The 26,265-nt window shown below is 54.4% G+C and carries 20 protein-coding genes; 12 read left to right on the forward strand and 8 right to left on the reverse strand.

Annotation, left to right across the window (positions count from 1 at the left end; all coding sequences use genetic code 11):
* Positions 1–2,171: InlB B-repeat-containing protein (locus tag RSX24_RS22240; protein WP_343261809.1), on the reverse strand; the 2,171-nt coding region annotated here is incomplete at its 3' end.
* A gap of 382 nt (positions 2,172–2,553) precedes the next feature.
* Here RSX24_RS22240 and trhO point away from each other — a divergent pair.
* The 11 genes from trhO (at position 2,554) to cydC (ending at position 16,946) form a co-directional block, all read left to right on the forward strand.
* The gene (trhO, locus tag RSX24_RS22245; protein WP_339275150.1) at positions 2,554–3,441 is read left to right on the forward strand and encodes an oxygen-dependent tRNA uridine(34) hydroxylase TrhO; all 888 of its coding nucleotides are present in this window, start codon (positions 2,554–2,556) and stop codon (positions 3,439–3,441) included.
* A 21-nt stretch (positions 3,442–3,462) separates the two neighbouring features.
* The gene (locus tag RSX24_RS22250) at positions 3,463–4,101 is read left to right on the forward strand and encodes a helix-turn-helix transcriptional regulator (protein WP_343261810.1); all 639 of its coding nucleotides are present in this window, start codon (positions 3,463–3,465) and stop codon (positions 4,099–4,101) included.
* A 731-nt stretch (positions 4,102–4,832) separates the two neighbouring features.
* Positions 4,833–5,882, forward strand: a complete 1,050-nt coding sequence (locus RSX24_RS22255) for an ABC transporter substrate-binding protein (RefSeq protein ID WP_343261811.1) — start codon at positions 4,833–4,835, stop codon at positions 5,880–5,882.
* Between the two features lie 196 nt (positions 5,883–6,078).
* Entirely contained in the window at positions 6,079–7,005 is a 927-nt protein-coding gene (locus RSX24_RS22260; RefSeq protein ID WP_236413306.1) for an ABC transporter permease, read from the forward strand.
* Between the two features lies 1 nt (position 7,006).
* A complete protein-coding gene (locus RSX24_RS22265; RefSeq protein ID WP_236413305.1) occupies positions 7,007–7,801 on the forward strand; it encodes an ABC transporter ATP-binding protein in 795 nt (264 codons plus the stop codon).
* A gap of 179 nt (positions 7,802–7,980) precedes the next feature.
* Positions 7,981–9,150, forward strand: a complete 1,170-nt coding sequence (locus RSX24_RS22270) for a winged helix-turn-helix domain-containing protein (protein ID WP_343261812.1) — start codon at positions 7,981–7,983, stop codon at positions 9,148–9,150.
* Positions 9,151–9,236: 86 nt separating this feature from the next.
* On the forward strand, positions 9,237–10,556 hold the full coding sequence (locus tag RSX24_RS22275) for an MFS transporter (protein ID WP_343261813.1): 1,320 nt from the start codon (positions 9,237–9,239) through the stop codon (positions 10,554–10,556).
* Positions 10,557–10,826: 270 nt separating this feature from the next.
* Positions 10,827–12,242, forward strand: a complete 1,416-nt coding sequence (locus tag RSX24_RS22280) for a cytochrome ubiquinol oxidase subunit I (RefSeq protein ID WP_236413302.1) — start codon at positions 10,827–10,829, stop codon at positions 12,240–12,242.
* Positions 12,187–13,242: a cytochrome d ubiquinol oxidase subunit II gene (gene cydB, locus RSX24_RS22285; RefSeq protein ID WP_339275142.1), complete on the forward strand. Its 1,056-nt coding sequence runs from the start codon at positions 12,187–12,189 to the stop codon at positions 13,240–13,242. The genes RSX24_RS22280 and cydB overlap by 56 nt, the downstream gene beginning before the upstream one ends.
* Position 13,243: 1 nt before the next feature.
* Positions 13,244–15,025, forward strand: coding sequence for a thiol reductant ABC exporter subunit CydD (gene cydD, locus RSX24_RS22290; protein WP_343261814.1), 1,782 nt, complete (start codon positions 13,244–13,246; stop codon positions 15,023–15,025).
* A 1-nt stretch (position 15,026) separates the two neighbouring features.
* On the forward strand, positions 15,027–16,946 hold the full coding sequence (gene cydC, locus RSX24_RS22295) for a thiol reductant ABC exporter subunit CydC (protein WP_343261815.1): 1,920 nt from the start codon (positions 15,027–15,029) through the stop codon (positions 16,944–16,946).
* 166 nt (positions 16,947–17,112) lie between these two features.
* Here the strand turns inward: cydC and thrC are convergent, their stop codons facing one another.
* Together thrC and RSX24_RS22305 are read right to left on the reverse strand one after the other, a co-directional pair.
* Complete coding sequence (gene thrC, locus RSX24_RS22300; RefSeq protein WP_236413296.1) at positions 17,113–18,498, reverse strand: threonine synthase; 1,386 nt, start codon at positions 18,496–18,498, stop codon at positions 17,113–17,115.
* 116 nt (positions 18,499–18,614) lie between these two features.
* Complete coding sequence (locus tag RSX24_RS22305; RefSeq protein WP_236413294.1) at positions 18,615–19,514, reverse strand: DMT family transporter; 900 nt, start codon at positions 19,512–19,514, stop codon at positions 18,615–18,617.
* Positions 19,515–19,665: 151 nt separating this feature from the next.
* Between RSX24_RS22305 and RSX24_RS22310 the strand changes: the two genes are divergently transcribed.
* On the forward strand, positions 19,666–20,583 hold the full coding sequence (locus tag RSX24_RS22310) for a LysR family transcriptional regulator (RefSeq protein ID WP_343261816.1): 918 nt from the start codon (positions 19,666–19,668) through the stop codon (positions 20,581–20,583).
* Between the two features lie 161 nt (positions 20,584–20,744).
* On the opposite strand, the gene RSX24_RS22315 is transcribed toward RSX24_RS22310, so the two are convergent.
* The 5 genes from RSX24_RS22315 to RSX24_RS22335 form a co-directional block, all read right to left on the reverse strand.
* A complete protein-coding gene (locus tag RSX24_RS22315) occupies positions 20,745–21,704 on the reverse strand; it encodes an MraY family glycosyltransferase (RefSeq protein ID WP_343261817.1) in 960 nt (319 codons plus the stop codon).
* Positions 21,705–21,823: 119 nt separating this feature from the next.
* A complete protein-coding gene (locus tag RSX24_RS22320; protein ID WP_343261818.1) occupies positions 21,824–22,627 on the reverse strand; it encodes a hypothetical protein in 804 nt (267 codons plus the stop codon).
* Positions 22,628–22,781: 154 nt separating this feature from the next.
* Positions 22,782–24,332: a gluconokinase gene (gene gntK, locus RSX24_RS22325; RefSeq protein WP_343261819.1), complete on the reverse strand. Its 1,551-nt coding sequence runs from the start codon at positions 24,330–24,332 to the stop codon at positions 22,782–22,784.
* A 100-nt stretch (positions 24,333–24,432) separates the two neighbouring features.
* A complete protein-coding gene (locus RSX24_RS22330; RefSeq protein ID WP_339275131.1) occupies positions 24,433–25,260 on the reverse strand; it encodes a carbohydrate ABC transporter permease in 828 nt (275 codons plus the stop codon).
* 20 nt (positions 25,261–25,280) lie between these two features.
* Positions 25,281–26,231, reverse strand: coding sequence for a carbohydrate ABC transporter permease (locus tag RSX24_RS22335; RefSeq protein ID WP_236413282.1), 951 nt, complete (start codon positions 26,229–26,231; stop codon positions 25,281–25,283).
* Between the last annotated feature and the right edge of the window lie 34 nt (positions 26,232–26,265).

Genomic DNA, 26,265 nt, shown 5'->3' on the forward strand with positions numbered 1-26,265 from the left:
TTGGTGTTGAACTGCACGTTGAAGGAGTGGATTGTCCACTTGGCGTACAGCGTCAGGTTGTCGGTAATCACCGTGTTGTCGAAATCAAACGCTTGCGTCAGTTCCGAATCGGTAAACCAGCCTTCAAAGGTATATCCGGTGCGTGAAGGCGTGTCGGGTCGATGAGCCAATGCGTTGTAATCGACCTGCTGTCCGCCGACCGCCGAACCGCCGTTGGTGTTGAACTGCACGTTGAAGGAGTGGATTGTCCACTTGGCGTACAGCGTCAGGTTGTCGGTAATCACCGTGTTATCGAAATCAAACGCTTGCGTCAGTTCCGAATCGGTGAACCAGCCTTCAAAGGTATATCCGGTGCGTGAAGGGGCGTCGGGTCGATGAGCGAAGTCGTTGTAATCGACCTGCTGTCCGTCGACCGCCGAGCCGCCGTTGGTGTTGAACTGCACGTTGAAGGAGTGGATTGTCCACTTGGCGTACAGCGTCAGGTCGCTGGTAATCGTCGTGTTGTCGAAATCAAACGCTTGCGTCAGTTCCGAATCGGTGAACCAACCGGCAAAGGTGTACCCGGTGCGGGATGGGGCGTCGGGCTCCGCCAACCTGCTCGCATAGCGAACGCTTTGGGCAGGGGTACTTGTACCCCCGCTGCTGACAAAGGTGACGGTTCGCGGCGCATAGTATTTGAACGCGACTGTCGTTGTGTTACCTGCGGCGTCGGTTACGACCAGGACATGTGTTCCTTCGCGGCTTACCGTTCCACCGCTGGCAAATGGAGAACCGTCCAGCGTGGCAGTCCCCTCGTTAAAGGCAATGGTTGGCGCTGTCTCATAGACGGCATCATCAGCAACCCCTATGACGACAGGAGGGGTGCTGTCGATGACAAAATGCACGGTTGTGGTGCCGGCATTGTTGGTGACCGCCAAGGTGTAGCTGCCCTCACCGGTGATGGAGGTACCGCTTGTAAAAGGAGAACCGTTTAACAGTGCGGTGCCGCCGTCAAACGTAGGCGTAACCGGACCGTTGTAGGTCGTTTGGTCATTCACTCCGGTAATGACCGGTTTATTTGTCGCGGTAACGGTGATCGTGACTGTTGCCGCGTTGCTGTCGCCTATGCTGCCGCTGCCAATATACTGGAAACGGTCATTGCCAGAAAAACCGATATTCGGCGTATACATAAAAGCCCCGTTCGAATTTAACGTAATTGCCCCGTTCGTTGGGGAATTGATCAGTCTTGCCGTTGAAACGTTGATATCGTTGGCGAGAACCCCTGGTGACGCAACGGTTAGAGTCGTGCCCCCATTGGTTAAGTATTGATCGTTATTGGCCAACGCCCGATCACCGATCGGGGAAGCGCCTACCTTGGAAATATAATAAATGATACCAGACGGGTCGCCGGTGAGGTCGGGAATATTGAACCCAGTCATTCCATCCCCGCCGTACCGGTTTCCGAGCAGGTCGAATAGAGCCCGATTGGCATTGATCGTCAACAGCGTTCCATCGGCTTGAATCCATTCCGGATTGCTCACTTGCACGGGCATCGGAATAATCTCGCCCATGTATTCGTCCCCTGTTCCGCCAGTTAGTGGGGAGTAGGTGCTATTTGTGAAAATCGCATAATGAAGCGGGGTTTGCTCATTAGTCGGCAAGTTAGGAAGCTGGAACGTAGTTTCTCCATCTCCGCCGTATTTCTTGCCGATCAGGGAATAAAGCGACGGGAAACTGGCAATCTCTAAGGTCTGCCCTTCTGCCGTCAGCCAGCCGGAAGGCGAAAAATAGTAAGGGAACAAGCGAATTTCGCCCAGGACGGCATTGGCTATGCCGCTTCCTTCTTCTCTTGATGGAAAAATGCCGTTTGTGGCGATATAATATCTGGTCCCTCCCGGAGCCTGGTTGGACAAATTCGGTAAAACGAATGTCTGATTGTCACCCACGCCGTAATTGGCTCCCAGCAAGGAAAATAACTCGGTGTTGGAAGAAATTGCGAGCAGTTGGCCTTCGGCCGGCACCCATCCGTTAGGCGCAGCATCGTAGGGGAACAGCCTGATTTCTCCAAGAAGAGGTTCTGCTGCCGCCGCGTGGGCACGAGGGGTGACGGGAAGGACCGATGAAAGCCCGCTTATGGCAAGCAGAAAGACAAGCGACAGCATGCCCGCTCTTTTGATTCGTTGTGCGATCACAAAAGTTCACTCCATTTTCTCGATGAATGTGTTAATCCTGACTGACTAATGCAAATATTCGGTGCTGCGAAACCATTGGGCTCTCTTGTTCTGAGTTCAGTGTAATGAATTCGCCCTCAAAAATGAATGAAATTTTAATTATTCCATCTCTGATATATTTATCGGTTGCAGCGAATCAAATGAAGAGACCCCATCGAATCGTATTTGTCACTTCCATAACTTGCATCCCTTTCTATACATTAATATTGACTAAGGTATTGCGCTCCGATAAACTAAAGGGCAGGAATACAGGTCGAAGCTAAGGACAGCAGTTCGAGACATGGTTTCGGGCGGCTGTTTCTTTTTCTTTTTCATCATATAAAAACAGGAACAGGTGATACACATGTGCAAGAGCGCGTACCGCGTGCTTTTATATTATAAGTTCGTGAAGATCGATGACGCCGAGGCGTTGACACAGGAACATCTGCAATACTGCAAGGATCTGGGCGTCAAGGGCCGCATCCTGATTGCCTCCGAAGGCATCAACGGCACCGTGTCCGGAACATGGGAACAAACCGAGCAATACATGAAGGACATGCATGCCAATCCGCTGTTCAGCGACATGGTGTTCAAGATCGATGAAGTCGAAGAACATGCGTTCAAAAAAATCTTTGTTCGCCACAAGGCGGAGCTGGTGACTTTCCGCGTGGATCAAGAGCTGGACCCGAACGAAGTCAGCGGCAAACGCCTCTCGCCGAAGGAATTCTACGAGCATTTGCAGCGCGATGACGTCATCGTCATCGATGGCCGCAATGACTACGAATACGAAATCGGCCATTTCCGCGGTGCCATCCGTCCCGATGTCGAGTCGTTCCGCGAATTTCCGGAGTGGATTCGGGAGAATCTGGGCGACATGAAAGACAAAAAGATCATTACGTACTGCACTGGCGGCATTCGCTGCGAGAAGCTGACCGGCTTCATGATCAACGAAGGGTTTCAGGATGTGGCACAGCTTGAGGGCGGTATCGTAACCTATGGTAAGGACCCTGAGGTGCAGGGCCGTCTGTTCGATGGCAAATGCTATGTGTTCGACGAACGCATCTCCGTGCCGATTAACCGTACGGATGAAGATATCGTTATCGCAAGCTGTTACCACTGCGGAACGACGCATGACCGATATATCAACTGTCCAACCTGCAACCTGCAGCACGTATGCTGCGAGGATTGCGAAGAGACGCATAACCGCTTTTGCTCGGATGCCTGCCGGGAGGCAGCGCCCGTACACGCATAAGCCTGAGAGCAGGTGCTGCACGTGAAGCATGAAAATGAAATGACGACGCGTGAACGGATTTTGTTCATGCTGAAACGGCAAGGCACGTTAACCGCCAGGGAAATGACGGCGGAGCTGGGTTTGACCGGCATGGCGATTCGCCGCCATCTGTCGGCGCTTGAGCAGGACGGCCTAATCGAGGTGCGCGAAGCGAGGGCGACGGCTGGCCGTCCTTCCTCCGTGTACCATTTGACGACGCGAGGCGACAGTTTTTTTCCGAAATCCTACCCGGCGCTTACGCTGGAATTGCTGGAAGAGCTGAACGAATCGGTTGGCGGCGATATCATCGGCACGCTGTTCGAGAACCGGCGCGACAAGCTGCTGCGCAGCGGGATGCCGCAGATGGAAGGCCGGGACCTGGCCGGACGAGTCGAGGAACTGGCGCGCATTCAAAACGCAAACGGTTATATGGCCGATTCTTCTGCGGAAGAAGACGGCACGTACGTTATCACCGAATTGAACTGCCCGATCGTACAGGTGGCCAGCGTGCACAAGCAGGCCTGCCGCTGCGAGCTGGAGCTGTTCCGTTCGCTGCTGCAAGCGGATGTGGAACGAACGGAATGCTACGCCGACGGCGGCAAGAAATGCACCTATCGGGTACGTGAGGCGTCGGGAGAATAAAACGAACAACGGGGACTGTTTTTGTCCGGGGCGTTCCCCTCTTGTAATAAGCCATGTTAGAACTGGCTTTCACATAGAGGGGGTGCTGCCGGAATGCAGTCCTTTTTGTATGGACGGAGCTTGGCCCTTATGGGGATTGAAACTTGCGGGCAGCTTCCTGTTAATCGGCCAAGCGTTTGCAATTTAGCTGTAACGAACCTGAGGCGTCTTATTTCGGGTGGATTTCGCTAGTTTTTGTGGTTACGAATCTCAGGCACGCTATTCACCATCGTGTCATCTATATCTCTCATGTTGCCTACAATAAGGTGTCTGAGGTTCGTTAGGGTGCTGGGAGGGCGGAAATCGTCTGAATTAGGTGCGAGAGGTTCGTTAGGGGTAGGAGGAGAGAGCCCATCAATCTCTTTCCATGCACTAAATGATGTATTTAGCTGTCCGTAGATTTGTACGGATGGCTTTTTGGTGTGTCATGTTTCCTCTCACGTGTGAGCGAAAAAACAAAATTGGAAGCGCATCAACCATTGACGGGAAAGAGGACTCACCTTAATATTAGGGAAACACAAAATTCACACACGGGCCATGGACTTCAGTCGCATGCGAAAAGTCTGCATTTGTCTACTTTTGTCGATCAAAGCAACAATGCGTTGAAGCGTTCGTTTTGTCCCGCCTTGTCGCATCACTCGGTTGATCGCGACAAGGCTCACAAATTTGAGAAGGTAGAGAGGGGTTATCACATGAAAAAAAAGTTCTGGATGTCTCTGATGATGGCTGCAACCATGATCGTCGCCGCAGGCTGCGGCAACAATGGCAGTAGTACGAATACCGCTTCCGAGGGAACGGGCAATGCCAGCGAAGGAAGCACCGAGAAATCGTACCGCATCGCCATTTCGCAAATCGTGGAGCATCCGTCGCTCGACGCGACTCGTGAAGGATTCATCGCTGCATTGAAGGATGCGGGAATCGAAGAGAACAAAAACCTGACGATCGATTACAATAACGCGCAGGGTGACTCCACCAACAACCTGTCCATCGCGCAGAAGATTGCCGGCGACTCGAAAAATGATCTCGTGCTGGGGATCGCAACGCCGTCTGCATTGGCATTGGCCCAACAAGTCAAAGATAAACCGCTGCTGTTTGCTGCGGTAACCGATCCGCTGGGAGCCAAACTGGTCACGGATCTGGACAAGCCGGGCAGCAACGTGACAGGCGCTTCCGACACGAACCCGGAAGCGATCGTGCAATTGGCCGATTTCATCGCGAAATACCTGACTGACATCAAAACGGTAGGTTTGGTCATCAACGAAGGGGAACCCAACGCCGTCGTTATGGCAAACAATGCGGAGAAGGCGTTGTCCAAGCACGGCATCAAGCTGGTGAAGGCGGCCGTAACAAACACGTCCGAGGTTAAACAAGCTACCGATTCGCTCGTGGGCAAAGTGGATGCGTTCTACATCACGTTGGACAACTCCGTCGTTAGTGCGGTGGATACGATGATCCAAACCGCAAACCAGAACAAAATTCCGTTCTTCTCCAGTGATCGCGATACGGTCGAAAAAGGCGCATTTGCCACCGTGGGTTTCAAATACTACGATCACGGCTACCAGGTTGGCGAGATGGCTGCCGACATTCTGAAGAACGGCACCAACCCGGGCGAAATGAAAGTAACCGTACCGGACAAACTGGACCTGATCCTGAACCTGAAAGCGGCTGAAGCGCAAGGCATCACGGTAACGGACGAAATGAAAGCCGAAGTGAAGGACCAGGCAGCAAACATCATTCAATAACCGGACGGAACTTGCTCCGGAGGGTCAGATACGAGGCGGACGCTCAGACGGGTTCGCCTCCCTTTTTTCGACAAGTTTCACAGGGAAACAACGGTAGAGCCGAGTATCCGGAATCGGTGTTTGCCATTCGGTGAGAGCGCTAAGTTGGGTGGAAGTGCATTGACAGATGTTTCGGTTACAGATGGGAGGAAGCAATATGTTCAGTATCAGCTGGGGTGCCATTGAAGGAGCGATTGAGCTCGGGTTGTTATACTCGCTTATGGCGCTTGGCGTATACATTACCTTTCGGATTCTTGATTTTCCCGATCTTACGGTAGACGGCAGTTTCACGACAGGAGGGGCCGTGGCGGCCGTGATGATTTCCAATGGCTATTCGTCATGGGTGGCTTGCCTGGTGGCTATGGTTTGCGGAATGATTGCCGGGGCCTGCACGGGGTTGCTGCATACCAAGGGCAAGATTAACGGATTGTTATCGGGGATTTTGATGATGATTGCCTTGTATTCCATCAATATGCGCATTTTGGGCGGTGCCCCGAACAAATCCATCATGGGCATCGACAATCCGTTTTCGGGCGAGCATGTCATGGTTATTATCATCATTGTCGTTTTGGTATTCAAGATCATGCTGGACTTGTTCATGAAAACGGACATCGGACTCGCACTGCGGGCAACCGGCGACAATAAACGCATGATTCGCAGCTTTGGTGCAAACACCGACGTGACAACGATCATTGGCGTCAGCTTGTCCAATGGGCTGGTTGCGCTGTCCGGAGCGTTTATCGCGCAGCAATCCGGTTTTGCCGACATTACGATGGGAATTGGCATGATCGTGATCGGCTTGGCCTCGGTCATTATCGGTGAAGCGATCCTGGGGGCGCGCACTATTTTCTGGGCTACCCTTGCCGCGGTTGTGGGCTCGATTATTTATCGCGTCGTGGTTGCCTTGGCGCTGCAGGTCGATTGGTTCGATACGTCCGATCTGAAGCTGATCACCGCCGTCATCGTGATCATCGCATTGGTCATTCCGACGATGCGCCGTTCAATGAAGCAAAAGCGGCTCGCCCGCATGCGTACCCAAGAACTGATGCAGGGATCGGGTCAGCAGATGAAGGGGGGCATGTGACATGCTGGAGATTTCACAAGTAACGAAGCTGTTCAATCCGGGTACGACCGACGAGAAGACCGCGCTGGTTGGCGTGAACCTGACGATGAAACCCGGCGATTTCGTCACGGTGATCGGCAGTAACGGCGCGGGGAAATCGACCTTGATGAACATCATCTCGGGTGTCATGAAGCCCGATACGGGAGATGTGCGAATCAACGAACGCTCCATCAAACATTTGCCGGAGCATCGTCGCAGCAGCTGGATCGGCCGGGTGTTCCAGGACCCGATGGCAGGAACCGCTCCGCATATGACGATCGAGGAAAACATGGCGATGGCCTATAAACGGGGAAAAGGGCGTGGACTCAGCTTCGGCGTCACTCGGGCCAAACGCGAGCTGTTCAACGCGCAGCTGGTGAAGCTGGGCATCGGTCTGGACAAACGCCCGAACGCCAAAGTAGGGCTGTTGTCCGGCGGCGAACGTCAAGCGCTCAGCCTGTTGATGGCGACGTTTACCCAGCCGCAAATTTTGCTGCTGGATGAACATACGGCGGCTCTGGACCCGGCCCGTGCCGAACTGATTACGGAGCTGACCGAAACGCTGGTGCGCGAGATGCGGCTGACCACCTTGATGGTTACCCACAACATGGAGCAGGCCATTCGTCTTGGCAACCGCCTGATCATGATGGATAAGGGCCGCATCATTCTGGATGTAAGCGAAGAGCGCAAGCGCACGCTGACCGTACCCGAGCTGCTGGGCGAATTCGAGCGGATCAGCGGCAAAACGCTGGCCGATGACCGCGTGGTGCTGGGTTAATCCCAAAAACGCAACAATCAAAAATGATGCCGATTGCAGCTCTGCTGCAGCGGTGATTCCCCCTTTTGCATTTCTGCAAAAGGGGTTTTTGTGCAGACTGTGCGATGCACGGCTATAATGGAGTATACATTTTATGAAAATCCCTATGGGATGACGGCATATATTAGGAGGCGCTGTGCATGTCATTGCAATTTGACGAAGGATCATATACCGTAACGCGCCGTACCGAATCCATTCGCCTGTTGGCCAAGGAGTTTGCGCTGCTCCGCTTTCTCTACGAAAACAAGGAAAAGGCGTTTACGCGCAGCCAGCTGCTTGACCGGGTATGGCCGCTGGAGTATCCAGTGGAGCGCACCGTGGACGACCATGTCTATCGCCTGCGTAAAAGGTTAAGGGACTGGGAAGAGGTGATGATCGAAACCGTGCGCGGTTACGGCTATAGATTGACGATCCGTATGCCTGTTCATGCCATGCCTGCTAATCCTTCCGAAGCGGATCAGGAGCTGCGCGAAGCCGTTCATGGCCTGTTTCGCAAATATCATCTGTTCGGCCAGGGAAAATCCATGTTGACGCTGATCGAACAGCAGGATGTGCTCGGCATCCAAATCGACCCGTTCTACCGGCTGTATATCCGCTTTGTGCAAGGGGATCTGAAATGGCTGGTCACCACGAAGGAAATTCCGTTTGAGGATCGCCTGTACTGGCTGCTTATCTTCATGCATGCCTTGACGGAACCCAAGGAAACTCTACGGCTATATGAAAAAGCATTAAACTCACATGCTTTGTCGGCGGATCAGCAGCGGGAGCTGCGCATTCTCAACATTGTTGAAGTTTATGCGGAAACAGGACGGTATGGGCGCGCAAGATCGCAATTGGTCGAAACGTACGAAGTGATGGAACGGGACGGCCTGGTGAACTTCAGGCTGCCGGTTGCGTTAGCACGGCTCTATGTCGAGCTGTGGGGCGGGAGTGAGGATGCCGTGGAACCGTTGATTGCGTCGTTGCGTGCCAGTTTGAAGGAAGCTCCGTATTTGCGAGAGGTCGGACGATTTCAGGTCATGGAAGGCCTTTGGTTGCTGAGACAGGGCAGGCTGCGCGAGGCGGAGCCAAGGCTGGATGACGGATTGGACGTGTTGAAAATGTCGCTGAATGCGCCGTTGGTCCTGAATTCGGCTTCGCAGATTCTGCTGTTTATGGATCATCATCACATTGAGGGCCGTTTGCGGCGAAAATACAAGATCGTATCCGAAGAAATCGCCAAACACTATGAAGTTCCGGTCTATAGACAACAAATGCTGGATGAAGTCCGCACATTTTTATCCTCGTTTTCCCCGGGCCAAGGCCTCTGATATTCCTCTGATATTGCTCCTATATGATCACAGTCATAAGAGATGCAGCCGTCCAGGCTGCTGGACTGGATCAGGAGGAGACTAACATGACAACAATACCTGAAGAAAAGCATGCCGCCCATTCATCGGCTTCGGCACCCCAAGGCAGCTTGTGGAAAAATATACGATTCGTGCGGTTGTTCCTGGCCTACGCGCTGGCCACGTTCGGCGACTGGTTCGACGCACTCGCCATCCAGGTCATGATTGCTTACCGCTGGGGAGCAGATCCGCTGATTATTGCTCTGGTTCCCGTATGCATGGCCATTCCGGGCATCCTGTTCGGCTCGATTGCAGGCACGCTGGCCGACCGGTGGCCGAAGGTGAACATCATGCTGATTTGCGATGCGGCGAACGTGCTGCTGACCGTGGGCATTCTGTTCGCGCCAGGGCCGGGCTGGCTGCTCCCATTGCTCGGTGCGAGAGCGATGATGGGCGTGTTCCACATTCCTGCACAGCAGGCATTGACACGCCAAGTCGTGTCGGAAAAACACCTGCTGCAGGCCACCTCGATGAACGGCTTTGTTGCCCAATGCTCCAAGGTGGCAGGGCCATTGCTCGGTGCCGTGATTTTGGCGGTATTTTCGCCGCAAATCTGCATTGTCGTCAATGCCTGCAGCCGCCTGCTTTCAGGGATGGTCTTGTGGCCGTTAAGGCGTTTGACAGAGAAGGCGAAGACTACAGATGTCGACCTAGTGGCTGGGAACGATCAAACTCGGCAGGCATCGTGGATAACGCAGTGGAAGGAAGGATGGATTTTCTTGCGCAGCAAACCGGCGGTATTCCGGACGATTTGGTTTGGATGCACAGGGCTGTTGGCCATTCTTATGATCGATTATCAATTCGCCACCCTCTTTCGAAGCATCAAGCCGGACAACGAGGTGTTGGTCGGCTGGCTCGGAGCTTCCGCAGGCGCAGGTGCAGTTGTCATCATCATGGTGCTCAATCGTTTGTCACGCATTAGTTACGGTTGGGGGCTTGGGGGAGGTTTTCTGTTGATCGGGGCGGGGATTGCCGGACTTGGCTGGCTGGAGCCGTCTACGCATGAAGGGTGGATTATCTTCTGGGGACTATGCATCGGTCTCGGCAACGGCTTGTCCATGGTGACCATGAATTATTTGCTGCAAAAGGAAAGCCCGCCGGACATGGTGGGCAGAGTATTCGGTATTCAGAATTCCATGTCGAGCATCGTGCTAGTCGCGGCCCCGCTTGCAGGAGGTGTTCTGATTCAGGCTGCCGGCCCTGGTTTGACCTTTGTGTACATTGGGGCAGCAACGTTTCTCATTGGGTTGGTTGGGGTTGTGCTGCAGCGCCTGTTATGGGGTGCAGCGGGGAATCAGCCGTTCGAAAAGAAACATGCGTCTGATTGAATTTGAACGATACAGCGGGTCGGGCCGGCGAAACGACTGCGGTCAGCCGGTTCGATTTCCTGATATCCAAGATTAAATTTTTATAAATTGTGTGACCGCCATCACTTTTTTTTGTGGACATGCCAAAGTTTGTGATAATTGTCACATGTGCAAATTTAGCGATCTGGCACAATAACGTTCATTAGGACGTGTTTGGCAGGGTGAGGCAAAGGAGACAAACCGATGCCAAACGCGAAAATTTTGCATGTGAACAGAAAGAAGGGGTAAGTTATGGATCCGATTATGCTATCGCGTATCCAATATGCGCTTACGACGATCTTCCACTTTTTCTTTGTGCCGCTGTCCATCGGTTTGGTGCTGCTGGTCGCAATCATGGAGACGTTGTACGTCGTCAAAGGCAAGGAAATTTACAAGACGATGGCCAAATTTTGGGGCAAGCTGTTCCTGATCAATTTCGCCGTCGGGGTAGTTACGGGCATTCTGCAGGAATTCCAGTTCGGCATGAACTGGTCCGAGTATTCCCGCTTTGTGGGCGACGTGTTCGGCGCACCGCTCGCCATTGAAGCATTGCTGGCATTTTTCATGGAATCGACGTTTATCGGATTATGGATTTTCGGGTGGGAGCGCTTGTCCAAAAAGGTGCATCTGGCCTGCATCTGGCTGGTGTTTACCGGCACGTTCCTGTCCGCGCTTTGGATTTTGGCGGCGAATTCCTTCATGCAGCATCCTGTCGGATTCACGATCAACAACGGCCGGGCCGAGATGAACGATTTCTTCGCCTTGATTACCAATGGGCAGCTGCTGGTCGAATTCCCGCATACGATCTTCGGGGCTTTGATGACAGGAGCTTTTGTCGTGACCGGGATCAGTGCGTTTAAGCTGATGAAAAAGCAGGATGTGGACGTGTTCCGCAGATCGTTCCATATCGGCATCGTCGTGGCGCTGGTTTCTTCGATCGGGGTAGCATTCTCCGGTCACTTCCAGGCGCAGTACCTGGTCGAAACACAGCCGATGAAGATGGCTGCCAGCGAAGGAACGTGGACGACGACGGAGGATCCTGCCCCATGGACAGTGGTTGCCTTTATCGATCCGGACAAGCAGGAAAACTCGGGTGAACTCAAAATTCCCGGGCTGCTCAGTTACCTGTCTTACAGCAAGTTTTCCGGCAGCGTAACGGGCATGAAGGAGCTGCAGGCCGAGTATGAACAGAAGTACGGACCTGGCGATTACATTCCGCCTGTGCGCACGACGTTCTGGAGCTTCCGCATCATGATTGCTGCAGGCGGATTGATGATCCTGCTTGCGCTGTACGGCTGTTACCTGGCACTTCGCCGGAAACTGGAAGGTGCCCGCCCTTGGTTCATGAAATCGATGATTTTTGCGATTTCGTTGCCGTTTATCGCCAACACGGCCGGCTGGATCATGACCGAGGTGGGCCGGCAGCCGTGGACGGTCTTCGGTTACATGACGACGGAAGCCGGGGTATCGCCCAATGTGACGGCAGGACAGATTTTGTTCTCGACGATTGCCTTTACGGCAGCCTATACGATTCTCGGCATCGTGATGGTCTACCTGTTCGTTCGCAAAATCAAAGCAGGGCCTTACGCGGTCGACCAATCGGAGGAACAGGATGAATCGGCCGATCCGTTCGGCATGGATGGGGGTTATTCAGTTGTCACTAAGTGAACTGTGGTTTGTGCTGATTGCCGTGTTGTTTATCGGCTTTTTCTTTCTGGAAGGTTTTGATTTCGGCGTGGGCATGTCGACAGGACTGATCGCGCGGACAGACCGGGAACGACGGACGATGATCAATTCGATCGGACCGTTCTGGGATGGGAACGAGGTGTGGCTGCTGACGGCGGGCGGTGCGATGTTTGCCGCTTTCCCGCACTGGTATGCGACCTTGTTCAGCGGATTTTACCTGCCGCTGGTCGTGGTGCTGCTTGCCCTGATCGGACGGGGAGTAGCGTTTGAATTCCGCAGCAAGATGAAACACCAGCGCTGGCGCAAGACATGGGACATTATCATTGTTGTCTCCAGCGCCCTGCTGCCGTTCCTGTTCGGCGTAGTATTCGCAACGCTGATGAAGGGATTGCCGATTGACGGTGACATGCAGCTTCGGGCAGGTTTCCTGGATATCGTAAACCCGTACACCGTGGTAGGCGGACTTGCCGTAACGATGCTATGCCTGGTGCACGGCCTGTTGTTTGCTTCGCTCCGCACGGTCGGACCGCTCCGGGAACGCGCGCTGCACATGGCCCGCAAACTGATGCTGCCGCTGGCAGTCGTTCTTGCGCTTTATGCCGCATTGACCTATTTCATGACGGACATGTTTGACGTCCGCGGATGGGCGCTTTGGATTCTGGTGGCGCTTGGTGCCGCTGCCCTCGCCGCCGCTGCCTATTTTGTGCGGCAGCAGCGCGAGGGATGGGCTTTCGGCATGACGGGTGCCGTCATTGCGATTTTGTTTGCCTCCGTGTTTGTCGGATTGTTCCCTAGAGTCATGATCAGTTCGTTAGGAGAAGCGTTCAACCTCACGGTACATAATGCATCGTCGGGCGCTTATTCCTTGAAGGTCATGACCATCGTTGCCTGCACGCTGCTGCCGTTTGTGCTGGGATATCAGATCTGGAGCTATTACATTTTCCGCAAACGCTTGAACGAGCAGCATCACCTGGAGTACTGAGATGGGAAGGGGGCTGCTGAAGCTGCCGGGCGTGCGCCCTGTGCTGGCACTAGCATCGGCGTTGGTGCTGCTGCAGGCCATGGCCATCATCATGCAGGCCAAATGGCTGGCCCAGGCCATCACCGCTTTATTTGAAGGTGCTGCCGTATCGTCGCAGTATCCTGTACTGCTGCTGTTCCTGGCCGCATTTGCCGCCCGTTACGCGATCTCCTTCTGGTTGCAGTTGATCGTGTCGCGATATGCAGAGAAGACGGGAACCGACTTGCGCAGGCAGATGGTGGAGCAATGGTTCCGGCTCGGGCCGCGTTTTGCCAAGACGGAAGGAACGGGCCATTTGGTCACGCTGGCGCGGGAAGGGACAACGCAGTACAAAACGTATTTGGAGCTGTTTATCCCCCGCATGCTGGGCATGGGACTTGTTCCATTGGTCATATTGTTGTATGTGTTCAAGCTGGATGTGATGTCCGGGATGATTCTGGCCGTAACGCTGCCCATCCTGATCGGTTTTCTCATTCTGCTCGGTTTGGCGGCGCAGCGGAAAATCGACTTGCAGTTCAAGTCCTACAAGGCGCTGGCAAACCATTTCGTGGATACGCTCCGCGGCCTGGAGACGCTTAAAACGCTTGGACAAAGCGGCAGGCACGCCGGGACGATCATGCGGGTGAGCGAGCGCTACCGCAAAGCGACGATGTCTACGCTGCGGATGGCGTTCCTGTCTTCGTTCGCGCTGGATTTCTTCACGATGCTGTCGGTCGCTTCGGTGGCGGTCAGCCTTGGGCTGCGCCTGACAGAAGGAAGCATACTGCTGGCTCCGGCGCTGACGGTGCTTATTTTGGCACCCGAGTACTTTTTGCCTGTGCGCATGCTGGGAGCGGATTATCATGCAACGCTGGACGGCAAAGAGGCCGGAGAAGCGATTCGCGACATGATCTTGAAGGGGGAATCTGCCGAGCAGAAGCAGAAGGAGGCTTATATCCACGCATTAAACCATCAGCCGGCATCTGACACTATGGATGAAGGGGATGCGGCATTGCCGGTATGGGATGCATCCAGCAGGCTGGCATTAAGGGATGTGCAGGTCAGCCATCAGGACGGTGGACCAACATCCTTGAAGGATGTGACTTTCCAGGTTTCCGGCATGGGCAAGGTTGGAATCATCGGCGCGAGCGGGGCGGGCAAATCCACCCTCGTTGACGTGCTGGGAGGTTTCGTGCTGCCGACTTCCGGGCAGATGCTGTACAACGGCCGCCCGTTGTCTCTGGAGATGACAGAGGCCTGGAGGCGGCAGACGGCGGCCATTCCGCAGCATCCGCATATTTTCAGCGGCAGTCTGGCAGACAACGTGCGTTTTTATAGGCCCGAGGCTTCAAATGAAGAGGTGTGGAGCGCCATTCAGGCTGCCGGATTAAGCCATCTGGTTTCGACCTTGCCAAGGGGAATCGACGAGCTGATTGGAGCCGGGGGCAGACAGCTTAGCGGCGGGCAGGAGCAGCGCGTGGCGCTGGCACGGGCTTTAATTAGCAAACGCCCTGTGCTTTTGCTGGATGAGCCAACAGCACATCTCGATGTCGAGACGGAATACGAGCTGAAATCGACAATGCTGCCATTGTTCAAGGAAAAACTGGTGTTTCTGGCGACCCACCGGCTGCATTGGATGCCGCATATGGATCGCATTATCGTCATGGAGAACGGCACCGTGGCCGAGACGGGAACGCATGAACAATTGCTGGCCCAAAAAGGCGTATATTATGAGATGGTTCAGGCTCAGATGGAGGCGGTGTAACATGCAAGGTAGATATGAAGGGGAGGCAATGGAAGGCAAAGCGCCACGGCGTGGCTGGATTGCTCCCCATGCGTTCCGGCATCGCTGGCGCTTCGTGCTCGTTATAGCGCTCGGCACGCTTGCTGCGCTGTGCGCGGTTATGCTGCTGTTCACCTCCGGCTATCTGATCTCCAAGTCTGCCCTCCGTCCGGAAAACATCTTGATGGTGTATGTGCCGATTGTAGGCGTGCGTGCATTCGGCATCTTTCGGGCGGTATTCCGGTATGCCGAACGTCTCGCCGGTCATGATGCGGTATTGCGCGTGCTTGCCGATCAACGCGTGAAACTGTACCGCATCCTTGAACCGCAAGCCTTGTTCCTGCGTTCCCGCATGCGGGCCGGGGATGTACTGGGCGCATTGGCGGATGATGTGGAACGGCTGCAGGACATCTACCTGCGCACCGTATTCCCGGCGGTTACCTCGCTGATTCTCTATGCGGCAGCCGTGGCGGCGTTTGGCAGCATGGACCCGGGATTCGCGCTTTGGATCGGTCTGTATCTGCTGGTTTTGGTAGGCATCCTGCCTGCCTTGTCCCTTAAGATGACATGGAAGCTGCATGTGCGGATGAAACGGGAAAACGCCAACCTGTACACCCGCTTAACGGACGGCGTATTGGGACTGGGCGACTGGATGGCCAGTGGACGCGTACGCGAATTCGTCCTGCAGCAGGAGGCGGAGGAAGGGCGGGCCGATGAGGTTCGCGGCAGATTGCAGCAATGGACGCGCTGGCGCGACCTGCTTGCCCAGTGCGTTATCGGCCTGACGGTCTGCTCCGTCACCATCTGGGCAGGCGGACAAGCCTTTGCCGGGCATGTCCCGGCAGTGATGATCGCGGCCTTTGCGCTGGTCGTGTTTCCGCTTGCGGAAGCGGTACTGCCCGTGTCCGAAGCGGTCCAGCATATCCCGAGGTATCGGGAATCGCTGGACCGCTTGCGGCGGTTGGAAGGTACCGAGGGCGAACAAGGGCAGCAGAAGGAAGCCGAGCCCCGCCTGGAGCGCATTTCGCCGAATCCTGCCGAGCCAAGCCTGGAACGGCTGTCTGACCATCGCATCCGCATCCGGATTCATCCGAAGTACAAAGCGGATATCCGCCTGGACCGCGTCAGCTTTCGCTACGGCCAGGATGACGAGGACGCGGTGCATGAACTCACGCTTCATCTGCCGCAAGGCAAGCGACTGGCGATCCTTGGGCGGAGCGGCGGCGGCAAATCGACGCTGCTTAAACTTATTCAAGGCGCGCTTGAACCATCCGTCGGAAAAGTGTTATTCAACGAACAGCCTGTACAGTCCCTCGGCGAGAGCCTGCCTGAGGTGATTTCCGTATTAAACCAGCATCCGCATCTGTTTGATACGACGGTTGCGAACAATTTGCGGATCGGCCGTCCGGACGCGACAGACGAACAACTGCGCCGCGTTGCAGCCCAAGTAGGGCTTGCCGACCTCATTCAGTCGCTGCCCCTGGGTTACGAAACGCCGATGCTGGAGACGGGCCAACGATTCTCGGGTGGTGAGCGGCAGCGGATCGCGCTGGCGCGGGTTCTGCTTCGTGATACGCCCGTTGTCATCCTCGACGAACCGACGGTAGGGCTTGATCCGATGACGGAACGCGCGCTGATGCGTACGATGCTGGAAAGCATGCAGGGCAAAACGATGATCTGGGTGACCCATCACCTGATGGGCGCCGAACAGATGGATGAGCTGATCTTTATGGAGAACGGGCGAATTGCGATGCGGGGCTCTCACGAACAGCTGCTGGCGAAGGAAGAACGATATCGTCGCTTGGTGGAACTGGATCGACCGGGATGGGCGGGAAACGCTAAACGGGAGCCTTGGGCACAGACCTGGCAAAAGCCCGAGCCGCTTTTCAATCGGAAGATATAAGCGATGATCTGCATGAAGCCTTTTTGTGAAGCCTTCTTGAAGTCCCCTTAATGACGCAAAAACGCAGCAAAGCCCGCTTCCTTTATGGAATGCGGGCTTTGCTTGTACCGGGATCAGCGAATACGGTGGGATATTCGCGCCGGCCTGTTTTTGCAATGGGATCGAATCAGAAAAACTTCTCCAATTGTTGGGCGATTTCCTCATTGGAATTGCCAACGGTCGTTTGATACTGCGGCTTCTCGAACAAGGCCTGAATTTGCTCAGGGTACTCCTGCTCGATGTTCACGAGCGCAATCGATTCGTTGAATTTAGCCGGATGAGCAGTGGCCAAGGTCACGTTGATTTCATCCCGGCTGCCGCGATGCTCCGCGGCCACAACGCCGCAAGAAGTATGCGGGTCAAGCAGGTAGCCCGTGCCGGCATGAATTTCGGCGATTTTATCGAGACACTCCTGGTTTTTAACGCCATAAGCTGCAAAATCGCGCTGAACGATGGCCAGTTTGTCCTCAGGGATGACCACTTTGCCTTCGTTTTTGAATTGGTCCATCAGCGCAACAACCGCGGAGGCATCCTCTTGGTACAGATAGTACAGGTAACGCTCGAAGTTGCTTGCCACCTGAATGTCCATCGACGGGCTATGCGTGCTGCGGAATGCGCCAGGCTGATAAACGCCTTCGCTGACGAAGCGTTCCAGGATATTGTTTTCATTCGTAGCCAGGATGAGTTTGCCGATCGGCAGTCCCATCCGTTTAGCCAGGTAACCCGCGAAAATGTCGCCGAAATTGCCTGTCGGCACGCTAAAGTTAATCGTAGCTCCGTTCGCCTTGTTCAGACGGAAGTATGCGTAGAAATAATACACGGTTTGTGCCAAAATACGGGCGATGTTAATGGAATTGATGGCACGCAAGTGATAACGATGCTTGAAATCAACGTCTGCGAACAGTTCCTTGATAATGCGCTGGCAGTCGTCGAAGTTGCCGTCGACGGACAGGTTGAGCACGTTGTCGCTGTGCACGGTCGTCATTTGCAGCTCCTGCACTTTGCTGACTTTGCCGTGCGGATGCAGGATACAGATCCGGATGCCTTCCTTGCCGCTTACGCCTTCAATGGCGGAAGCGCCGGTATCACCCGAAGTAGCGCCGAGTATGTTGACTTTGATGTCGCGTTTGCGGGAGACGTAAGCGTACAGGTTGCCGAGGAATTGCAGAGCAACGTCCTTGAAGGCAAATGTAGGCCCATGGAACAGTTCCAACACGTATTCGTTGTCTTGCAAGTGCCGCACTGGCGTTACTTCCGGATGACGGAACGTGCCATAGCTGTCGTCTACCAGTCTCCGAAGGTCGTCCTTCGGAATGTCGTCACCAATGTATAGCGAGAACACTTCCGTAGCGAGCTCCTGATAGCTGAGCGACTGCCAGGATTGAAGTGTTTCGGATGATAATTGTGGTATGGCCGTCGGTACGAGCAGGCCGCCGTCGTCGGCAAGCCCCATCAAAATGGAGTCCACAAAACCGATGCCGCCGACATTTCCCCGTGTGCTAATAAATTCCATAGTCATCCCCTCAAGTTACTGAAATTTTTTGCTATTATACCAGATGTGAGAGGGAATCCCTATCTTTTTAGCCCAAGTTTGGCTAAAAATTTTTTTATAGCAACGCGGTGATGCTTTTATGAAGCTGAGGATTTAGCCGTTTGCGGTCCTGCTGTGCGGCGATTAACCAGCACGATGCTGAACAAAATCAGGACCAGGCCGGCAATCAGATTCAGGCTGACGCTCTCGCCGAACATGAGCACGCTGGTCAGGATGGAGATCAGCGGAATCAGGAAGGTGAACGAACCGACCTTGCTAGCTTCGCCGGAGCCGAGCAGTTTGAAATACAGCAACCATCCCAGCGCGATGACCAGCAGTGCAATGAACAATGTGTCCAGCATGAACGGAATCGTCCAGCGCACCGAGGCCCAGCTCTCAGTGATGCTTCCCGTGGCCGTCAACACGATGCCTCCGGCCAATACCGACGTTGCCGTCATCCATAGCCCGTCGACGCGAGCCGCATTTTTTTTCATATAAATCGCGCCGAGGGCCCAGCTAATGGCAGAGGCCAGCGCCAACGCGATGCCCGCTGCCGAGACGTTGCCCGTGATGCCTCCGATGCTGATCGTGGCGACCCCTGCGAAGCCGAGCACCAGTCCGACGATTTTGATGGCATTCATCGACTCGCCCAGCCATAGCCAGGCTCCAATGCCAATCAGCACGGGCTGCAGGAAAACGATGGAGGAGAACAGGCCTGCCGGCGCATGGGCCAAACCAACGGTCTGAAAACCGTAGTAAAACACGATGTTCAGTAGTGCGGACAGGGCATATACGGGCCAGTTCTCCTTTAGCCGCAGCATGTGCAGCCGCGGAAGGGCGATGAGCACGAGAATGACGCCCCCGATCAGCAGGCGGAAGCCTGCAAACAGAAGCGGAGGCATAAAGATTAACCCATACTTCGTGAGCGGCCAGTTCCAGCCCCACAGGAGGACAAGAATGCCGAGATATACGTTCGTTTTGAAACGGGAAAGCTGCATGTGAATCCCTCTTTTCCTTAATTGCACCTGACACGGACGCATGATAGTCACGATGTATCGTCCTGATGGATGATACTGTATACTACATGGTACAATATAAACACCCATGATTGAAATGCATGTTATTCATAAGGAGTATAACCATATTGTTATGAATAGAGCACAATTGGAATTATTCGTTCAAGTAGCCGAAACCGGCAGCTTCACCCGGGCCGGGGAAAAGCTGAACATCACGCAACCTGCCGTCAGCCGGTCCATCTCCGCATTGGAGAACGAGCTGGGCGTCAGGCTGATGATCCGCGACCGCCGCCAAGGACTGATGCTGACCGATATCGGCAGCCGCCTGCTTGTCCAGAGCCGCGTCATTTTGAAGCAGTTTGAACAGATGGAACAATTGGTCGCTGCCGAGAAAGGGTTGGAAATCGGCAAGATTCGCATCGGATCGTTCCCAATGACGTCTACGCACCTGCTGCCACGCGTCATTCGCGACATTCGCGAACGTTACCCGGGCATTGAATTCGACTTGCGTGAAGGAACGGTAAACGACATTAGGGAGTGGCTGGACCAACGCGAAATCGATGTCGGCCTGATTATTGCATCGGAGCAGGGGGAATTCGAGAGCATTCCGCTGCTTGAAGAAGAGATGCAGCTTGTGTGCAGAGATGACCATGCGCTGGCAAGCGAAACCGTACTGTCCATCCGCCAGCTTGAAGGCGTGGCTTTCATTATTTGCAACGGCGGTTACGAGGTGCCAATCTACGACATCTTCCGGCGCAGCAAGGCAGGACTGAACGTCAGTTTCACGGTCCATAACGTCAACGCTTGCCTGAACATGGTTCAGGAGGGGCTCGGCGTGGCATTGCTGCCGACCATGCTTCTCGCCGGGCTGCCGGCAGGACTGAAGGCCATTATGCTGGAGCCTAAAATCTACCGTGAGGTAGACCTGGCCTTGCCTTCGTTTGCCGAAGCATCCAGTGCGACGAAATTGTTCGTAGAAACCGTGCAGCGGCTGTATGGAAGGTCTGGTCGCAGCGGCAGCAACAACGTCATTCAAAACGGCCTGATGTAAACTGAAGAAGGCGGTGGGGGTAGCGACAAGTTCAAATGAAAGCCAAAAGGAACGATTCCCTGCGGGAATCGTTCCTTTCTGCATGCTTCAGGTTGCCAAGCCACACGCTCTAACATCGACTGAATATTGCAAAGTCTGGCAGACGCCGGGATGGACATCTTCTATCGCTCGACGAGCAGCAGAATGATCGATGAAAGGCAAAGGCATGTGCTGATCAGATAGAGCACGCCTACGACCTGTTTATGGCTCAAGCCTGCCCGAAGCAGACGATAGTGGGCTTGGCTGGCATCGGCTTGGTAGATCGCTTTTCCTTGCAGGAAACGTTTGACCACGACAAAGATGTTGTCAAAGATCGGTACGCCAAGCGCAAGGATCGGAATAAAGAGCGACAGCATCGTTGCTTGCTTGAATGCTCCGTCAAGAGCGATGACTGCCAGGATGAAACCTAGGAAGGTTGCGCCCGCATCACCCATGAACACTTTCGCAGGCGGCTTGTTGTATTTCAGATAACCAACCGTGACGCCTACCAGTACGATGGACATCAGGGCTGAATCAGCCTGTCCTTTCGCCAGCGCTACGACGAACAGCGTGACAGCGGAAATGGCCGAAAGTCCGCCAGCCAGCCCGTCCATACCGTCGGAAAAGTTAATGACGGTAGTTACGCCGAAAATCCATAGAATGGTCAGGATGAACTGCAGCCAGACCGGGAGCATGATATACTCGGACGTCAACGGATTAACGAATCCCGTAAAAGCGATGCCTGAGGCAAAAACGAGCACCGCCGCGGAAATCTGGATAATCATTTTGGGCAGCGCTGGAAAGTCCTTGCCCTTCGTTTTATACCAATCGTCGATGGTGCCGATCGTCAGAAGCAGCATCCCGCCGACGAACAGGGCGGCCGTTTCCATAGACAACTGTTTGGTGAACAAAATATATGTAAGAAAAAATCCTGTAAATATCGCATAGCTTGCCGTCAGCGGAATGGGCTGCCTGTGGAGTTTGCGCTCCACGTCCTCGCGGGGCTTGTCCACGAAATCAAGACGGTGGGCAAGACGCCCAAGCGGAGGAATGAGCAGAACCACGACAGCAAATGACAACAGAAATGCAGCTAAATATAACATAACTTTGCTTGTTTCACTCCCATCTCCATATTTCCCCTATTATACGAGTTCGGCAGGAAGTCTGTCGATGTCATTATTGTCATTATTGCCCGGAAGCTCTTGTCGCCATCGTGGTAAGTTCAGGAAAGCCAGGCTCCGAAATACGATTTCACAGCTTCTTCACTGTACCGGTCATTCCCTTGCCAGGTCGAGGCAAAACGGAAATCGCTTGAACCACCTCTTCCGATGCGCGGTGTATCTGTCTCGGCTAAAATGCCGGCTGCGCTCCAAATTTCCAGAATGGCATCGCGCTCATATTGGTTGGACGGGAAGATGGTTTTCCACCGCTTCTCCAGCTTGCGAGCACCCTCACCAGGCTCACAGGCATATATCGTTTCCAGCATGCCGCGCAGGATGGCGATATCGGCATCGGTTACTTCATAGGTATCTTCGTCAGTTAACAGCAGCTCCAAATCCATCAGGCAGTATAACAGCAGATCATGGCGCACTCCGCCCCACCGTATGCGTTCAAAATTCAGGACGTTCAAGTCCTGAGCGACGTACTCGCGATCGGAACGCAGCCGTTGGAAGTTGCAGTCTCCACATGCGCTGGAATTGGCGTGAAGCGCCGGACGCTCGCCGTAGGTATGCAGCGGCAAAGGCGCCGTCAGGGCCCAACTGGAGAGCGCGCTGCGAAGATGTACTTTTCGCGTGGACAGGCTGTGCAGAAATGCGATGGCCGCCTGTTCCTTGATGTTGTGTTCCTGGTGCATGGAGTGCAGCCGCTGAACGATTTCATCATGCGAAATGGTGAGAGGGTCGAACATGACGCCTTTGCTTTTGGCATACTCGAAGTCTTCCCCCGTAAAAGGAGTCTGCGGCGATTTCCATCCGCCGTTTCCCCAGAAGAAACTTTGCAATATTTTGAGTGCTTTTTTGTCCATGAAATTCATTCTCCCATCATATATAGAATAAGGTCTCCAAGCGAGATGAGATACCATAGAAAAAAGAAAACCGACAACCCTCCCGATACCGGAGGGCTGCCGGATTCTACGCCCTGATCACGGGAACGCTGCCGTTGCTGTGATCAGGCGATGCTTATTGCCGTGCAGCCTTGTTCTGGAAAGCGGCGATGTCCGCGTACTCTTCATCGAATTTGCGCGAGATGCGGATGAAGATCGGCAGCAGCTCGCGGTAGACACGCACGCTGTCCGGGTCCGGCTTGTGCCGGTGGGTCGAACCGATCATGCCCGATACGGCGCTCAGCGAATCGATGCGGCCCAGCGCATACAGGCCGAGTACGGCTGCGCCCAGGCAGGAGCTCTCGATGCTTTCCGGAATGATGACATCCTGATCGAAGATGTCGGCCATCATCTGCCGCCACAGCTCGGAGCGTGCAAAGCCGCCCGTAGCCTGGATTTTGGCGGGGCGTCCGATTTTTTCCTCGATGGCCAACATCACCGTGTACAGGTTGAAAAGCACGCCTTCGAGCGCCGCGCGGATCATATGCTCCTTTTTGTGATGCAGCGTCAGGCCGAAGAAGGAGCCGCGCGCATTCGGATTCCAGAGTGGGGCGCGTTCTCCCGTCATGTAAGGGTGGAACAGCAAGCCTTCGGAACCCGGAGGCACGTTTTCGGCAACCCGGGTAAGCACTTCGTACGGATCGATGCCGAGCCGTTTGGCCGTCTCCACCTCCGATGCGGCGAATTCGTCGCGAATCCAGCGGAAGATCACGCCGCCGTTGTTGACCGGACCGCCGATCACCCATGCATTCTCGGTGAGTGCGTAACAGAAAAAGCGTCCCTTCGGATCGGTTACGGGTTTGTCCACGACCGTACGGATGGCGCCGCTGGTACCGATCGTGACCGCGACCACGCCCGGATCGATGGCGTTGACCCCGAGATTGGAGAGTACGCCGTCGCTTGCTCCGATCACGAAAGGAGTCGTTTCGGCAATTCCCATCGCCTTGGCGTGTTCCGGATTCAACCCTTGTTTGATCACATGGGTTGTCGGCACGAGCTTGGACAGGTGTTCCGTCGTAATGCCCGCGACATGGAGCGCTTCTTCGTCCCAATCCAGCTTCTCCAGGTTCATCATTCCGGTAGCCGATGCCATGGAATGGTCGATGACGTAGTCGGAGAACAGCTGGTAGAATACATATTCTTTCATGGAAACCAGTTTGTGCGTCCGTTTGAACAACTCGGGCTCTTCCCGGGTGAACCACATGATTTTGGTCAAAGGCGACATCGGGTGAATCGGCGTCCCGGTCCGCAAATATATTTCGTGGCCGTTCATATCGGCTTTGAGCGCTTCCGTCCATTCGGCGCTACGGTTGTCCGCCCAAGTCATGGCCCGCATTAACGGTTTGCCATGCTCGTCTACGGGCAAGATGCTGTGCATCGCCGAACTGAATGACACCAGCATGACCTCGCCCGGCTGAATGCCTGCAGTGGAGGTAGCCTGTTTGACCGAAGCCAAGACGGCGTTGAAAATGTCGTCCGCATCCTGCTCCGCAATGGCAGGCGTAGGCGTGTATAGCGGATAATCGACACTGCCCTGGGCCACGATCGTTCCGTTTTGTTCGAACAGGACGGCCTTGGTGGAGGTAGTGCCGATATCCACGCCGATCATATAACGTGAAGAAGCCATGGTTGCTATCCCTCTTTTCTGAAACGTCTGGTGGGTACTCTGCCATCAAGCATATCAGAATTCAGGGACGGATCAAAATTACCCGTATCTGGAATTTAAATTAATCTTTTACTGCCCCGGCTGCGATATCCGAGATGAACTGGCGGCTGATGAACAGGAACATGACGATGAGCGGAATGACTGCCAGCAGCGTGCCGGCGATAACCATGGCATAGTCCGTGTTGTATAGCCCGTTCAGTTGGGATAACGCAATCTGCAGCGTGTACTTTCGTTCGTCGGTCAGGACGATAAGCGGCCACAAATAGTCGTTCCATACGCCGATGAACGTGAAGGCGCCGAGGAAAGCAAAGGCAGGTCGCAAGATCGGCAGGGCAACGTTCCAGTATAGTCGGAAGAATCCGCATCCGTCGATCCGACCCGCGTCGAGCAGGTCGCTTGGAATCGACTCGGTCGCATACTGCCGGATCCAGAATATGCCGAAGGCGTTGACCATGCCCGGAATGATCAATGCTTTGAACGAGCCGACCCAGCCGAAGGTAGCCATCAACACGAACGATGGAACGAGCGACAGCTGAGAAGGTACCATCATCGTGGCGAGCAGCACAACGAAGAGCCACTTTCTGCCGGGGAATTCAAACTTTGCAAAGGCAAAACCGGCAAGGGAATCGAAGAACAGCACCAGCAGCGTGACCGTGGCTGCGACGAGAAACGTGTTTACAAAAGCTCCCCAGAAGTCGATTTGCTGCATCACCCGGGTGATGTTGTTCCATAGCTCCCCGCCGAACCAGAGCCTGGGCGGAAAAGCATAAATGTCGGACGTGGTTCGGGTAGACATGACGACCAGCCAGTAGAACGGAAACATCGAAATGATCATGCCTGCGGCCAAGCCGATATAAAGCACGAACGATTTGAGGTGTTTGGATGCCATGAGCGCTCCTCCTTGTCACATCAGGATGACTTGCCTTGAACGAGCTTCCAGTTCACGATCGAGAACAGCGCGATGATCAGGAACATGCCCCACCCGACGGCAGCGCCGTATCCGAAATAGTTGTTGATGAACGATTCCCGGTACAAATAAAGCACGATCGTCATTCCGGCAGCGCCTGATCCGCCGTCATTGCCCACCAGAATTTGCGGTTCCGTAAACAGCTGCATGCCGCCGATGGTCGACGTGATGACTGTGAACAGAATGACGGGCCGCAGCATCGGGATCGTAATTCGGAAAAAGGACTGCACGCCCGAAGCCCCGTCAATGCGGGCAGCTTCGTACAGCGTTTGGGGAATGCTCTGGAGACCGGCCAGGTAAATGACGGCATTATACCCGGTCCAGCGCCAGACGACCATGGAAGAAATCGCAACCTTGATGCCCCATGGCGCATTCAGCCATTCCACGACCGGAAGGCCGACCGATTGCAGCAAATAATTGAGGAAGCCGTAATTGTTGGCAAACAAGGCCCCGAAAATAATGGCAACGGCCACGATGGACGTGACGTTGGGCAGAAAATAGCCGACGCGGAAGAGGGTACGGAATTTCACAAACGGTGCATGCAGCAGGAAGGCTATAATCAGGGCAAAGAAGAGCATCGGAATCGTCGAGTAGATCCAGATGGCAAAGGTGTTCCCCACCGCCTGCCAGAACTCGGCATCGGTTAACATGTATTTGAAATTGTTCAGTCCGTTATAGGTCATGATGCCGATGCCATCCCACTTGTGGAAGGCAAGATATAATGAAAATCCGATCGGAAAGAGTCCGAAGACGGCAAACAGAATATAAAACGGCGAAATAGCTACATATAACGAGCGGTTTTCCCAGATGCGGGACAGGAGAGGTTTCTGACGATCCAGATCGGGGCGTGCGCCGGCTTGATCCGGAGTAAGACGCGGTTCAGTTACGGCCATGGGAATTTCCTCCTTTGCGGGTCATCCTTGCATG

The sequence above is a fragment of the Paenibacillus hubeiensis genome, assembly GCF_032334105.1.
Lineage (GTDB): Bacteria > Bacillota > Bacilli > Paenibacillales > Paenibacillaceae > Paenibacillus > Paenibacillus hubeiensis.

Coding starts and splice junctions, on each gene's coding strand:
- trhO (WP_339275150.1), top strand. CDS start 2,554: ATGTGCAAGAGCGCGTACCGCGTGCTTTTATATTATAAGTTCGTGAAG.
- RSX24_RS22255 (WP_343261811.1), top strand. CDS start 4,833: ATGAAAAAAAAGTTCTGGATGTCTCTGATGATGGCTGCAACCATGATC.
- RSX24_RS22260 (WP_236413306.1), top strand. CDS start 6,079: ATGTTCAGTATCAGCTGGGGTGCCATTGAAGGAGCGATTGAGCTCGGG.
- RSX24_RS22265 (WP_236413305.1), top strand. CDS start 7,007: ATGCTGGAGATTTCACAAGTAACGAAGCTGTTCAATCCGGGTACGACC.
- RSX24_RS22270 (WP_343261812.1), top strand. CDS start 7,981: ATGTCATTGCAATTTGACGAAGGATCATATACCGTAACGCGCCGTACC.
- RSX24_RS22275 (WP_343261813.1), top strand. CDS start 9,237: ATGACAACAATACCTGAAGAAAAGCATGCCGCCCATTCATCGGCTTCG.
- RSX24_RS22280 (WP_236413302.1), top strand. CDS start 10,827: ATGGATCCGATTATGCTATCGCGTATCCAATATGCGCTTACGACGATC.
- cydB (WP_339275142.1), top strand. CDS start 12,187: ATGAATCGGCCGATCCGTTCGGCATGGATGGGGGTTATTCAGTTGTCA.
- cydD (WP_343261814.1), top strand. CDS start 13,244: ATGGGAAGGGGGCTGCTGAAGCTGCCGGGCGTGCGCCCTGTGCTGGCA.
- cydC (WP_343261815.1), top strand. CDS start 15,027: ATGCAAGGTAGATATGAAGGGGAGGCAATGGAAGGCAAAGCGCCACGG.
- thrC (WP_236413296.1), bottom strand. CDS start 18,498: ATGGAATTTATTAGCACACGGGGAAATGTCGGCGGCATCGGTTTTGTG.
- RSX24_RS22305 (WP_236413294.1), bottom strand. CDS start 19,514: ATGCAGCTTTCCCGTTTCAAAACGAACGTATATCTCGGCATTCTTGTC.
- RSX24_RS22310 (WP_343261816.1), top strand. CDS start 19,666: ATGAATAGAGCACAATTGGAATTATTCGTTCAAGTAGCCGAAACCGGC.
- RSX24_RS22315 (WP_343261817.1), bottom strand. CDS start 21,704: ATGTTATATTTAGCTGCATTTCTGTTGTCATTTGCTGTCGTGGTTCTG.
- RSX24_RS22320 (WP_343261818.1), bottom strand. CDS start 22,627: ATGGACAAAAAAGCACTCAAAATATTGCAAAGTTTCTTCTGGGGAAAC.
- gntK (WP_343261819.1), bottom strand. CDS start 24,332: ATGGCTTCTTCACGTTATATGATCGGCGTGGATATCGGCACTACCTCC.
- RSX24_RS22330 (WP_339275131.1), bottom strand. CDS start 25,260: ATGGCATCCAAACACCTCAAATCGTTCGTGCTTTATATCGGCTTGGCC.
- RSX24_RS22335 (WP_236413282.1), bottom strand. CDS start 26,231: ATGGCCGTAACTGAACCGCGTCTTACTCCGGATCAAGCCGGCGCACGC.